This window comes from Albirhodobacter sp. R86504 (assembly GCF_042466415.1).
GTDB lineage: Bacteria > Pseudomonadota > Alphaproteobacteria > Rhodobacterales > Rhodobacteraceae > Albirhodobacter.
On the sequence record NZ_JAXHCH010000002.1, the window covers coordinates 262,194 to 275,045 of the forward strand.

The following is a 12,852-nucleotide window of genomic DNA, read 5'->3' on the forward strand; positions in this document are numbered from 1 at the left end:
CGGCCCGCGCGCAGGGCGCAGGCCGTCGCAGATGTGCGGGCGGTCGATTACGACGTAAATTCGTCGATCCGAACCATGCGGTGTTCGGCCATCGAGGTTTGTGCGGCCATGCCCATAATTACCGACATAATCCCGTCTTGCAGGTTAACGGCGGCATTTTCGCGCTCGCCACGCACGAGCGCGGCGAAGCCTTGGTGTTGGTAGAAGGTCGACCCGTTGTGATCGCCGGCTTCCAAAATGGTCGGGTCCACCGGGATTTCGCGAACGAACGGGCCTTTCGGGTCGCGCGGGCTGATGATGAGTTGCGGAATTGGGGCATCGCCCAAATGCTCGGGCCAAAAACGCCCCGGCCCCGGGACGAGCGCCCCAATCTTGCCCTTCGGCCCCACCGCGGAGACCTCCTCTTGGTAGCGCGCACCTTCGGCAAACATGCAAAGCTCGAGAATTGCGCGCGCACCCGAGGCGAAATCAACGATCACGTAACCATTATCGAGAATATCCGGCGTCTCGCCTGCGTAGCTTTCATCAAGATGGTTCACGTCCTGTCCACCTGACGCCATGATTCGTACGGGTTCCGATTGCATCACCAAACGCATGAGGTCGAAGAAATGGCAGCATTTCTCGACGAATGTGCCGCCCGTGTTGCGGTTGAAACGGTTCCAATCGCCCACTTTTTCAAGGAAGGGGAAACGGTGCTCGCGGATCGTGAGCATCTTGATCCCGCCTGTTGCGGCGGCGGCTTCTTGCACGAAAGCAGCAATCGGCGGCATGTAGCGGTATTCCATCGCGACCCACACAGGGGCGGGATAGCGCGCGCGAAACGCTTCGATCCGCGCGATATGGGTGGGGTCGGTGAACAGGGGTTTTTCCACCAAAACCGGAAGGGGGCGGGTGTGCGCCAAGGCTTCTAGCTGTTCGACATGGCGGAAATTCGGGCTGACGATGACGATACAATCAAGCGTCTCGACCGCCAAAAGCGCCTCGACACTGTCGACGAACTTGGCATCAGGCGCGAATTCGGCGGCGGCGGCCGCCATCGCGGCGTCAGGCTCGAAAATGGCCGCAACGCGGGTGTCTGGTAAAAGCGCGATATTGCGAAGGTGTTCCTGTCCCATCATTCCACAACCGATGAGACCGTAATTTATGAGGCGAGCCATAGAGTTATCCTATTTCAGACGTTGGACGTAATGGGCGATATCTGTGTCAAACCAGGTGCGCGAATATTCGACCGCATGTGGTTTTTGCTCCCAACTCAGGCGCTGGATAAAGCCAAGCGCGGCGCCTGCGGGTTTGCCAAATTCGGGCGGGGCCCAATCCGGCGTGGTGCCAATCGTCACGTAATCCTCGGCGCGGGCGATCCAGAAGCCGAGGTGGACTTGGTAATATCGGTAGAGTGAATCGGAGACTTTTCGCGGATCGACGATACCGCTGCCGGCGTCGAGCCAGATTTCCTCAACAGCCATCGGACGCTTGTTCAAAAACCGCAGGCGACGGATTCGGGTTGCTTGTGGCGAGGTGCCGAAATCGGGCAAATCGGCGGGCTTGTCGCGAAGTTGGATATCCAAAAATCGCGCCGTCGGCAGGCCCCCGCCTTCCAGAAGTTCCAACCGAAACATCGAATACACACTGACGACGCCCGCATCGGCGCGGATATAATTTCCCGATCCCTGCCGGCGCTCTAGCAGCCCCTTTTCTTCCAGTATTTTCAGACCTTTGCGCAAAGTCCGGACGGTCACGCTATAGGTCTGCGCCATCTGGCGCTCGGGGGGCATTCGCATGCCATCGCCCAGCCGCCCCGCAGCGATTTCGCGGATCAGAAGTTCGCTGAGTTGGATGTAGACGGGCAGGGCAGCAGGGCCCTCATGGCGTTCGAACATTGACGGTCCCTCCCCGAACCGAAACGTTAAAACAAAATTGATACCCCATTGATCTACATCAAAGACGGCGTTACGCAAGATGAAATTGCGACGAGATTGCTTTGGTTCGGGGAGGAATCAGATGACAGTTGTTCCGGTGACATCGGCGGATTTGGATGCGGCAGAAGTGTCGTGGTTCTCGGCGCTTTGTTCGGATGATTTCCAGTTTTTGGGCGTGCCGGATGGCGATTTGCGCTCGTCATGGGCGCATTGCTCGCAGATCGTGAAAACGGCCGAGGCGCAGGGGTTTCGCAATATTTTGTGCCCATCCTCATATCAGGTCGGGCAGGATACGCTGAGTTTTGTGGCGGGCTGCGCGCCCATCACCGAGAAGATCAACCTGCTCGCGGCGGTGCGTTGCGGCGAGATGCAGCCGATCATGTTGGCGCGGACCTTGGCCACATTGGATCACATGCTGGAAGGCCGCCTGACGGTCAATATCATCTCGTCTGATTTCCCGGGACAGCAAGAGCCAAGCCCCTACCGCTATCAGCGCTCGCGCGAGGTGGTGCAGATCCTGAAGCAGGCCTGGACGCAAGACGAGATCAATCACTCCGGCGAGGTCTATGATTTTAAAGGCCTGACGACTGATCCTGTGCGGCCTTATCAATCGGGCGGTCCGCTTTTGTATTTCGGTGGTTATTCCCCCGATGCGTTGGATCTTTGCGGTGAATATTGCGACGTTTACCTGATGTGGCCCGAGAAGGTCGAAGATCTGGAAGGCCGGATGAAGGCCGCCCACGCCGCAGCCGAGCGCCACAACCGGACGCTTGATTACGGTCTGCGCACGCATGTCATCGTGCGCGATACCGAAGCCGAGGCGCGCGAATATGCAGATTACATCGTCTCCAAACTGGATGACGAGGAGGGCCGCCGCATCCGTGAGCGTGCGCTGGATGCCGGGTCTTTGGGGGTAAGCCATCAGGCGAAAAACCGTGATCTGGCCGACGACCACGGCTATATCGAGCCGCATATGTGGACCGGCGTCGGCCGCGCCCGTTCAGGGTGCGGTGCGGCCATCGTAGGATCGACGGATCAGGTTCTGTCGAAGCTCGAAGCCTATCAGAAAATGGGCATTCGCGCTTTCATCCTGTCGGGTTACCCCCATATTGATGAAGCAGAGCATTTCGGATCGCGGGTTTTGCCGCAGATGAAGACGTGCTCGTTGCCCCACGAATACGGGCGCGTCCCAACGACGCCGCCCGCCACCCCTCTTGCGAATGGAGTGCGCCGCTGATGGATCGCGTCTCGATAACCCCCGATGTTTCCTTTAGCCGCCTCGTTTACGGGATGTGGCGCGTTGCAGACGAGGCTGATACCTCCGCCAAGCATGTCGAGGCGAAGATCGATGCGTGCCTCGCGCAAGGGATCACCACGTTCGATCAGGCCGATATCTACGGCGGCTACACCGCCGAGGCGGTGTTGGGCGGCGCGTTGAAGGCCAATCCGGCGTTGCGTGCAAAGATGGAAATTGTTTCCAAATGCGATATCGTCGCGCCCGTGGGCCGTTATGCCGATGCGACGGTGAAATATTACGACACCACGCGCAAGCATATCGAGTATTCGGTTGAATGCTCCTTGCGCGATATGGGCACGGATTATCTCGATCTGCTGCTCATCCATCGCCCCGATCCGCTGATGGATCACGCGGAAACGGGCGCGGCGCTGGATGATCTGGTGCAAAGCGGCAAGGTGCGTGCGGTGGGCGTTTCCAACTTCCGCCCCTATGATTGGGAGCTGTTGCAAGCCGGGATGACCACCAAGCTCGCGACCAACCAGATCGAAATTTCCTTGGCCGAAATCGCGCCTTTCACGAATGGCGACATCGCGTTCCACCAGCGCAACGCCCAGCCGATGATGGCGTGGTCGCCGTTGGGCGGCGGGGCGTTGATGACGGGCGAGGGCGCGGTTGCTTCCGTTCTCGACGAGATCGCCGCCGCGCAGGGCGTGGACCGCGCGGCCGTTGCGGTGGCGTTCTTGTTGCGTCACCCGTCGACGATCCTACCGGTATTGGGCACCAACAACCTCGGCCGGATCGCGCAAATCTCGGACGCTCTCAAGGTCGAGATCGATCGCCCAACTTGGTTCCGCCTTTATGAGGCCGCTTTGGGGCGGGAGGTCGCCTGATGATGATGGCGCAGGGTACGACTAACGGTTCGTTCATCCCTGACGAGGGCAACACGCGGCTATTGCGCGATGCCTTTGGCCGCTTTGCCACGGGCGTGACGATCGTGACGGCCGCGATCGACGGGCCGGTGATCGATCCTGCAACCGGAGCGCCTTCAGACGCGCCGGGTGCGCAGGGCGGCATTGCTGCGATCACCGCCAACAGCTTTTCGTCGGTTTCGCTGACGCCGCCGTTGGTCTTGTGGTCACCCGACCGGAATGCGAAGCGGTTTCAATATTTCGAACAAGCCCAGCATTTCGCCATTCACGTTCTGGCGGAGGATCAGGTCGATCTGTGCTGGGGCGTGGCGCGGAACTGCTTTGCATTGGGAGACGAAGCGCTCACGGGCGGCATTTTGGCCCGCAATCAAGAGGGCGTTCCCCTGATCGAAAACTGTCTGGCGCGCTTCGAGTGCAGCCGTGAGGCGGTTTATGAGGGGGGAGATCATGTGATTATGGTGGGCCGGGTGTTGCGCGCATTTTTGCGTGAGACGGGCGAACCGCTTGCCTTTTTCAAGGGCCAGATGAGGCAATTCGCCCCGCAATAACGGGGCGTGATTACTACAAAACGGGGGGAAACCGTGCGCGACGGGGAGGTTGCGGCGGTTTCAGGGGGAGGTCAAATGCAGAGTTTTCTGCGGGTTAGTCTATCTGTTTTATTAGCAGCCTCAAAACTGCTTCACCGTGTCAATGGCACGATTTTGGCCGTTGGTCGTTGGATCGGCGTGACGGCCTTGGCCATTATGGTGTGTTTGATCCTCGGTCAGGTATTCTTCCGCTATGTGCTGAACGACGCCCCGAATTGGACGGAAGAAGGCGCGCGGTTTGGCATGTTGTGGATGTCGGGCTTGATGGCGCCGCTGGCTTACCGGACGGGTGGCTTTGTCGCCATCGAGATGGTTGGGCAAGCCCTGCCGAAAATGATCGCGGGGGTGTTGGGGCTTATTCTGCTCGCGCTCTCGCTTTGGGTGCTGTGCGTTCTTTGGGATCGCGGCCTCAATAACCATGTCGACTCTCTTTCGGGGCGCGGCTGTTCGACGACGCTGCGCTGGCCGTTCGGAATTGAGATCGGCAAATGCGGCGCAAAATTCGCAAACAACTATCAATACGCGTCGTTGTGGGTCGGGATGTCATTGTTAATCCTCGTAAATATCGAATTGATGATCCGGCAAGTGGTGAGCTTGCTGGGCAGTGAATTGCGTCTGCCGCGGATAGATGCAGTCGCTGTCGGAGGGGCCGATTGATGCTGTTATGGTTTATGCCCGCGTTTATCGCGCTTATCCTGATCGGGCTGCCTGTTGTCTTTGCGCTCCTCATATCCCCGATCGCGTTGATCATGATGGAGGGCGATAGTCGGAACGTCGTCGCCGGCCTTTATCGAAATCTGTATAACGGGATGGATAGCTTCCCGCTTATGGCTTTGCCGTTCTTCATGCTCGCGGGGGAGGTGATGAATCGCGGCGGGATCACAATGCGGCTCGTCGAGTTTTCGCAGGCCTTCATGGGGCATCTGCGCGGCGGGTTGGCGCATGTGAACATCCTTTCCTCGATCCTTTTCGCGGGGCTGTCTGGCTCGGCGGTGGCCGATACTTCGGCGCTTGGCTCAACCCTCATCCCGGCGATGGAGAAAAACGGCTACACCCGTAAATTCGCCGCCGCGATCACTGCGGCAAGCTCGGTAATCGGTCCGATCATTCCGCCGTCGGGGATTATGATTATCTACGCCTATGTGATGGGCGAAAGCGTCGCGGCCTTGTTCCTCGCCGGCATCGTTCCCGGGCTCTTGGTCGGGGTTGGCTTGATGGTGATGGTGCGCTTGATGGCGGATCGTTATGATTTGCCAAAGGCAGAGCGCATCGTGCGCAAAGGCCAGACGATCACCCGCACCGAAGCGGTGGTGAGTTATATCCTGATCCGCATCAATATTGCGGGGCTGATTGCAGGGCTCGCGAGCCTTGCCTCGGGCCTGAGCACGCGGATCTTGGGGCAGGCGCCGAACGGATGGTTGGTGTTTGTTATCGCCTTGCCTCTTGCGCATGTGATTGTTCAATCGATCAAGGCGCGCGCCTCTGAGGATTTCCGGCTCATCTGTAAAAAAGCGGTCGCGCCGTTGCAGACGCCAATTATCATTCTGGGCGGGATCTTGATCGGTGTGTTCACCCCGACCGAGGCCTCTGCTGTGGCGGTTGCCTATGCGCTGATCGTGAGTTTCTTCGTGCTCAGATCCATGAACGGGCGCGATCTGATGGATGTTTTGACGCGGTCAGCTTTGTCGACTGCGGCGGTGTTGTTCCTTGTCGGGGCGGCCGTGTCGTTCAAAACGGTCGTGTCCCTGTCGCACGCACCGGAGATGCTTTCGGCCTATATTCTGTCGCTTTCGGAGAACCCGCTGGTTCTGCTGTTCTTGATCAATGTGCTGTTGTTTATCGTCGGCATGTTTCTGGATGCCGGCCCTGCGATCATTATTCTGGGGCCAATTTTGGGGCCGATCTTTGTTGATCTTGGTGTGCACCCTGTGCATTTCGCGATCATCATGTCGGTGAACCTGACCGTGGGCCTTGCCACGCCGCCAATGGGCTTGGTGTTGTTCGTCGCCTCGACGGTTTCGGGCGAGCGGGTCGAGACAATTTCCCGCGCGATCCTGCCGTTCTTGGCGGTAGAAGTTGTCGTGATTTTCCTGATTACTTATGTGCCCGCCATTTCGATGACGGTGCCATATCTGGCCGGTTTCTTGGGGTGTGACCCTGCGATCGGTTTCTCGGCTTGCATAAGCCCGACCCCGTGACCGGGGAACGGGAGGCAAGAGGCGTTCTGCGCCAAACTCATCCAATGGGAGGATAAGATGTTTAATAAGTTCACAAAAACGGCAATCGCTGCGGCGCTTGGGGCAACGGTTCTGACCGCGCCGATGGCGGCTTGGGCGGCGGATTTTACAATCCGCGCGACGGCAAATTCCAACGAGACGGATGAAGATTACGACGGGCTTGTCGTCTTCAAAAACTACGTTGAATCCGCGTCCAACGGGAAAATCGCGGTGGAGTTGTTCATCGGTACGCAGCTTTGCGCCACGGGGGCGGAATGCTTGGAGGGCGTGGCTGAAGGCTCAATCGACGTCTATATCTCGACATCTGGCGGCGCCGCGGGGATTTTCCCTTACGTGCAGGTGCTTGATTTGCCGTATCTGATGGCGGATGACCGTGTGGCGGAGGCCGTTTTGACGGGCGATTTCACGCGGAAGATGCGCGACATGGCGTTGGAAACCTCCGACGGGACCGTGCGTCTGATGACCATCGGGAACACTGGCGGCTGGCGCAATTTTGCCAACACGCAGCGCCGTGTCACCAAGCCTGCCGATCTCGAAGGCCTCAAAATCCGCACCGTAGAGGCGGATCTGCCGCAAGAGCTCACCCGCACCTTGGGCGCATCGCCCACGCCGATTCCGTGGCCGGAGCTGTTCACGTCGCTGCAAACCGGCGTGGTCGAAGGCACTAAAAATGGCATCACAGACATCATGGGGATGAAATTCCCCGATGCGGGCCTGCAATACCTGACCCTCGACGGCCATGCCTATATGGGCGCGCTTTGGTGGATGAACAACGAAGCCTTCCTCGGCATGCCTGAAGATATGCGCCGTGTTGTGGTTGACGGCTTTGCCGAGCTTCAGCAAGCGACCTTCGCCTCGCCCAAGCGCAAGTCGATCGAGGCGTATAAGGCCTTCGTTGCAGGCGGCGGCGATCTCTATGTGCCGACACCGGAGGAGAAAGCAGCCTTCGCAGAAGCAGCGGCCCCTGTTCAGGATTGGTTTATCGCCAATGTCGACGGCGGGGAAGAAATCCTGGGCGCGCTGAAAGCCTCTGTCGCTGAAGTCGAGGCAGAGTTCGCGGCGCAATATGAGCGCGATCTGAAGTAAACCGAAAACCCCATGTGGCGCGGCGGAGACCCCGCGCCACATGACACGATCACGATTTGCCATCCATGAGCATGGCCGCGTTGAAAGGCTCAGAGAGATGGCGCAATCCCCCCAGATACACTCGCAAACGCTCGAACCCTCGCAGGGTGCTACGCCCGCAGAGGTGACGCGCATGCAGACGGCGCGCGCGCTCGGGCCGGGTCTTTTGATCGTCGCGATGGTGGCGATGGCGGCGCAATTTCTGTCCGATCACTACGGCGCGCCGGTGATGCTGATGGCGATCTTGCTGGGAATGCCCCTGCAATTTTTATCCGAAGATCCGCGCGCGAAGGCTGGCATTTACTTTGCCTCGCGGGCGATTTTGCGGATTGGCGTCGCGCTTTTGGGGGTCAGGGTCAGCGCGGAGATGCTCGTACAGATCGGCGCGCAAAATGTGGGCCTTGTGCTGGTCGCAGTCGCGGCGACGATCCTGATGTCCGTCGCGCTCGCGCCTTTGGTGGGCAAAAACCGTCTGTTTGGTTTTTTGACAGGGGGGGCAGTCGCAATTTGTGGCGCATCGGCAGCCATGGCGATCAGCTCGCTGCTTCCCAACCGCGCCGAAAGCGAGCGCGATCTGTCGTTCACCGTGATCTCTGTCACGCTGATGTCTACGCTTGCGATGATCGTCTATCCCGTCCTGACCGAACAGCTCGGACTTGGTCCGAAGCTTGCGGGCGTGTTTTTGGGGGGCACCATTCACGATGTCGCGCAGGTCGTGGGCGCGGGCTATTCCGTATCCGATGAGGTTGGCGATATCTCGACGCTGGTTAAGTTGTTTCGGGTGACCTTGCTGGCGCCGGTGGTGTTTATCGGCGCGCTGATGTTGCGCAAATCGGTGCCTGCGGGCGCGAAACGTCCGCCCTTGGTGCCGGCCTTTGTTTTGGCGTTTCTCGCCTTGGCGGCGGCCAATTCCTTCCATCTTATCCCGCAGGCGGTCATCGGGCCGATTGATACGCTCTCACGTGCGATGCTGGTGGCCGCGGTCGCCGCAGTTGGGATGAAAACCTCGCTCAAGGAACTCAAAGATGTCGGCGGCACCGCGATTGTGATTATCGTCGCACAAACAGGCTTCCTCGCGGCTTTGGTGCTCGCGGGCGTCATGCTCTTGAGATGAGCGGGGAGGGGTTAGCCCCCCCATTATTCTGAGGGTATCAGATCTGCGCCGCCGCAAAGCCCTTGCCGATGATCGGCCCGGTTGGCCGCCCGGTCGGCGAGCCACCTAAGGGCTCTAGCGTGACTTCATAGAGCTGTTGCGCGGCGGGACGGGGCAGATCGTCGAACGTCAGTCGCTGCGCAGCACCGCGCTCCAACACTCCTAGCGAGACCGGACCCATATCTTGCGACGGCAAAGTCCAAACTTGTAATGCGCGATCCGCAGGCACGGCAACATCCGCAACAAACCGCACGGTGGCGCTGTCATTCCCGTAATCCTCAACCACCGCCTGCGGCACGCCGTCAGCATCAAGCAAGACGGCGACGACGAGCGGATCGGGCACGGGGCGCAGCAACCCGCCGCCCAATCCGACCGCGATGCCAAGAGCGCACGCCGCAACAAGGCCGGATGCCAGCCGCAGAGGGCGGCGCGGCAGGTTCGCGGCAACGGGCACTTTAGGCGCCCGCGTCAAAAGGATATCGTCGTCTTGGGGCAATGACGCCAGTTTTTCCGTCAGGCCCGCACGGAAGCTCTCCGCGACATCGCGCGGCGTGGCCGATAGATCAAGCGGCAAGAATTGATCACGCAAGGCGCCGATGCGCGCTGCCAATGCGGGGTCTCGCGCGGCAAGCTCCTCGATCAGATGGGCCTCCGTCGACGAGAGTAGGCCCAAAACATACTCATCCGACAAAGCCGCAAGCGCATCGGAGATCGCCGGTGTGGTCGAAGACGTCATGACAAGCACTCCTTCAAGGCGATCAATCCGCGACGGATCAGCGATTTCACCGTACCGAGCGGGACATCTTGCTGGGCCGCAATCTCGCCATGGCTGTAGCCCGCAACATGAGCGAGGAGAATGGTCTGGCGGCTTGGTGAATCCAAGCCTTCCAAGCAATCGCGGAGCTTTGTCGGACCTGCGAGAATTTCCCAGCCCTCCACGGGCACGATCTGTTGGCGCGCCTCTTGCACGGCGGCAAGATCCGCCGGCGACAGGAGGCTCAGCCGCTTGCCGTCGCGCAAGATGTTGAGGCATCGGTTACGCAAAATCGCATAGATCCAGCCCCGCGCCGACCCCGTTTCAGGCCGGAACTGCCCCGCCTTGCGCCAGATCTGCACCATCGCATCTTGCAGAGCCTCCTCGGCCAGATCGTGTCGCCGCAGCATCCTGTGCGCCACGCCGAGCAACTGGCGGCCCTCGGATTGGACAATCACATCCAGCCCCGCCTCGCGCCCTGCTGCGCAGTCAAAGAGCGCTGCGCGCAAAACATCCGAGGGGGCATCCGCCTTGGCTTTTTTATCACCGGCGGGTGAGGAGGCGCGCATTTGCGCGTTCGGGTCAATCATGTGGCCCCTTAAAGCGTGGGAAAAAACGCGGCTGCGGCGATCAAAGGTCTTAGGTGAGTGATGCATCATTTTCTCTCCATTCAAAAGAGAGGACACGGCGCTCACACGGATGGATGCAATTTTTTTTTGGATTTTTTTAAAAAACTCTGCATCCAAATTCCGGTTCCGCGTGTCTTCGGTTTAAGGACGGCAAGAAAGCCGTGCCGGTTGAAACCCATGCAAAGGAATTTTCCCATGCTTCGTATGACCGCATTCGCGACCACCGCATTGACCCTTTCGCTTTCGGCGGCGCATGCCGCGCCAGCGCTGGGCCTAGTTGGCGACAAGACATTGGTGATGTTTGACACCGAAACCCTCGAAGTCTCTGGCATGATGGATGTCACGGGCGTGGAAAGCCTGCTGGGCATCGACCTGCGCCCCTCGAACGGCACTTTGGTCGGCGTGACGCCTGATATGACGGTCGTCAGCATTGATCCGGCAACAGGTGCCGCGACCGAAATGTCCAAGATGGATACCGCTTTGCCGTTGGGCGACATGCCGGTGATCGTCGATTTTAACCCTGCCGCAGACAAGCTACGTTTTATGACGGGCACAACCAATCACCGCGTTGACGTGGACACAGGTGCGGTGACGGTTGATGGAAGCCTGAACTGGCAAGAGGGCGATATGCATGTTGGTGAGGAAACAGCGATTGTCGCTGCTGCTTACATCAACAGCTACGGCAAGCCCGAGGCCACCAAGATGTTCGATATCGACAGCACCATCGTTGCGGTGATCCAGCAGACGTCGCCAAATGACGGCACGCTCGGCGCGATTGGCAAGCTGGGCATTGAGACGCCGGCCGATACCTATGCGTTTGACGTCCAAACCACCGCCGAGATGGAGAACATGGCGTGGCTGGTGAACGGCAACACATTGTACGCGGTCGATCTGGAGAGCGGTAAAGCGACGGCGTCCGGCATGATTGAGGGCGTTGACGGCGAAATTCGCGACATCACGATCTTGCCGGCGATGTAATCCGGCGCTGTGTCGCGACAGTTTTTGAAGAGTTATTTCGTGAGCTGTGAGAGCAGCTGACAATTATCGGCTCCGGTATTTCTCTACCGGGAAAAGGCGCGCCTCGCAGGGGGTGCGCCTTTTCGCGGTCTAATGACCGGTTTTGTAATCATCGCAATCTCGGGGTTTCACAGGCGGCGCGATTGGCGCACAACTGGGGCAATCTGCGCGGGCGGCCCCCGCGTTTGGCACGAGAGGCGAAATATGCGTGTTTTTATCAACGGCTTCGGTCGGATCGGACGATCTGTTTTGCGCGCATGGCTGCAAGATCCCGCGCGCTGGCCTGATTTGGAAATCGTAGGCATCAACGATATCGCGGCCCCCGAGATGTGCGCGTATCTGTTTGGATATGATAGTGTTTTTGGGCCTTGGCGCGGGGCTGTCGCGGCGCAGGACGGCGCGTTGGTCATTGACGGGCGCCGCATTCCCCTCACACGCGAGGCGGATTTGGGCGCGATGGATTTGGGGCATGTGGATATCGTGATGGAATGCACTGGCCGCGCCGAGCGCCGCGACATCGCGGAGGCCGGATTGCGGGCAGGGGCAGGGCGGGTGCTGATATCGGGGCCGTCGGCTTCGGCGGATGTAACCGTTGTCTTGGGCGCGAATGAGGGGGATCTCGCCGGCCAACCGATCGTTTCCAACGCCTCTTGCACCACGAACGCGCTTGCTCCGTTGGTGCGATTGCTGGACGAGGCGTTCGGCGTTGTGACGGGCACGATGACGACGATCCATTGCTATACTGGAAGTCAGCCGGCCGTGGACGCGCCGCGTGGCAAGGGCGGCGTTGACGATTTTACACGCTCGCGGGCGGCGGCTTTGTCAATGGTGCCGACGACAACCTCGGCGCAACGACTGGTGGATCAGGTTCTGCCCGATCTCGCGGGCCGGATTGAGGGGTCGGCGGTGCGGGTGCCCGTGGCCTCTGTCTCGGCGGTTGATCTGGCGGTGATCCTCCGGACACCTGCGGATGCGGCCGCGGTGAATGCCGCGCTCGCGCGGGGCGGCACGCTTGGGGGGATCATCGGGGTAACGGATTTGCCGCTCGTGTCGTCTGATCTGCGCGCCCGCCCCGAGAGTATCGTCATGGCATTGCCCGAGACGCGGGTCACACAGGGCGGGATGGTTCGCGTATTTGGGTGGTATGATAACGAATGGGGCTTCTCCAACCGGATGCTGGATATGGCGCTCCGGATGCGTTGAGACGGCGCTAGGCAAAAGAAAAACCCCGCTCGGCTGAGCGGGGTTTCTGTATTCTGCGGCTGCTA

13 protein-coding genes are annotated in these 12,852 nt (G+C 59.6%); 9 read left to right on the forward strand and 4 right to left on the reverse strand.

The features are described 5' to 3' along the window. Window positions 1-47 precede the first annotated feature (47 nt). Window positions 48-1,157, reverse strand: coding sequence for a Gfo/Idh/MocA family protein (locus SJY32_RS03330; protein WP_376871568.1), 1,110 nt, complete (start codon window positions 1,155-1,157; stop codon window positions 48-50). Between the two features lie 9 nt (window positions 1,158-1,166). Further along, window positions 1,167-1,877, reverse strand: coding sequence for a GntR family transcriptional regulator (locus SJY32_RS03335; protein ID WP_376871570.1), 711 nt, complete (start codon window positions 1,875-1,877; stop codon window positions 1,167-1,169). Between the two features lie 121 nt (window positions 1,878-1,998). Here SJY32_RS03335 and SJY32_RS03340 point away from each other — a divergent pair, with 121 nt between their 5' ends. From SJY32_RS03340 to SJY32_RS03370, 7 genes are all read left to right on the forward strand, one after another. Next, window positions 1,999-3,153 carry an LLM class flavin-dependent oxidoreductase gene (locus tag SJY32_RS03340; RefSeq protein ID WP_376871573.1) on the forward strand — a complete coding sequence of 385 codons (1,155 nt, stop codon included), beginning with the start codon at window positions 1,999-2,001 and terminating at the stop codon, window positions 3,151-3,153. Continuing rightward, on the forward strand, window positions 3,153-4,043 hold the full coding sequence (locus SJY32_RS03345) for an aldo/keto reductase family oxidoreductase (RefSeq protein WP_376871575.1): 891 nt from the start codon (window positions 3,153-3,155) through the stop codon (window positions 4,041-4,043). Before SJY32_RS03340 ends, SJY32_RS03345 begins: the two co-directional genes overlap by 1 nt. Window positions 4,044-4,045: 2 nt before the next feature. Then, window positions 4,046-4,630 carry a flavin reductase family protein gene (locus SJY32_RS03350; RefSeq protein WP_376877551.1) on the forward strand — a complete coding sequence of 195 codons (585 nt, stop codon included), beginning with the start codon at window positions 4,046-4,048 and terminating at the stop codon, window positions 4,628-4,630. A gap of 75 nt (window positions 4,631-4,705) precedes the next feature. Beyond that, window positions 4,706-5,326, forward strand: a complete 621-nt coding sequence (locus SJY32_RS03355) for a TRAP transporter small permease (RefSeq protein ID WP_376871577.1) — start codon at window positions 4,706-4,708, stop codon at window positions 5,324-5,326. Then, complete coding sequence (locus tag SJY32_RS03360; protein ID WP_376871579.1) at window positions 5,326-6,867, forward strand: TRAP transporter large permease; 1,542 nt, start codon at window positions 5,326-5,328, stop codon at window positions 6,865-6,867. The genes SJY32_RS03355 and SJY32_RS03360 overlap by 1 nt, the downstream gene beginning before the upstream one ends. A gap of 57 nt (window positions 6,868-6,924) precedes the next feature. Continuing rightward, window positions 6,925-7,992 (forward strand): TRAP transporter substrate-binding protein DctP, encoded by a 1,068-nt coding sequence (gene dctP / locus SJY32_RS03365; protein ID WP_376871582.1) that lies wholly within the window; start codon window positions 6,925-6,927, stop codon window positions 7,990-7,992. Between the two features lie 97 nt (window positions 7,993-8,089). Then, window positions 8,090-9,145 carry a YeiH family protein gene (locus SJY32_RS03370; RefSeq protein ID WP_376871584.1) on the forward strand — a complete coding sequence of 352 codons (1,056 nt, stop codon included), beginning with the start codon at window positions 8,090-8,092 and terminating at the stop codon, window positions 9,143-9,145. 37 nt (window positions 9,146-9,182) lie between these two features. Here the strand turns inward: SJY32_RS03370 and SJY32_RS03375 are convergent, their stop codons facing one another. Both SJY32_RS03375 and SJY32_RS03380 read right to left on the reverse strand, forming a co-directional pair. Then, window positions 9,183-9,920 carry an anti-sigma factor domain-containing protein gene (locus SJY32_RS03375; protein ID WP_376871586.1) on the reverse strand — a complete coding sequence of 246 codons (738 nt, stop codon included), beginning with the start codon at window positions 9,918-9,920 and terminating at the stop codon, window positions 9,183-9,185. Further along, window positions 9,917-10,528, reverse strand: coding sequence for a sigma-70 family RNA polymerase sigma factor (locus SJY32_RS03380; protein ID WP_376871588.1), 612 nt, complete (start codon window positions 10,526-10,528; stop codon window positions 9,917-9,919). The genes SJY32_RS03375 and SJY32_RS03380 overlap by 4 nt, the downstream gene beginning before the upstream one ends. A 234-nt stretch (window positions 10,529-10,762) precedes the next feature. On the opposite strand from SJY32_RS03380, the gene SJY32_RS03385 reads away from it, so the two are divergent. Beyond that, window positions 10,763-11,545: a DUF4394 domain-containing protein gene (locus tag SJY32_RS03385; RefSeq protein WP_376871590.1), complete on the forward strand. Its 783-nt coding sequence runs from the start codon at window positions 10,763-10,765 to the stop codon at window positions 11,543-11,545. 243 nt (window positions 11,546-11,788) lie between these two features. Next, window positions 11,789-12,787 carry a type I glyceraldehyde-3-phosphate dehydrogenase gene (locus SJY32_RS03390; RefSeq protein WP_376871593.1) on the forward strand — a complete coding sequence of 333 codons (999 nt, stop codon included), beginning with the start codon at window positions 11,789-11,791 and terminating at the stop codon, window positions 12,785-12,787. Window positions 12,788-12,852: the final 65 nt, after the last annotated feature.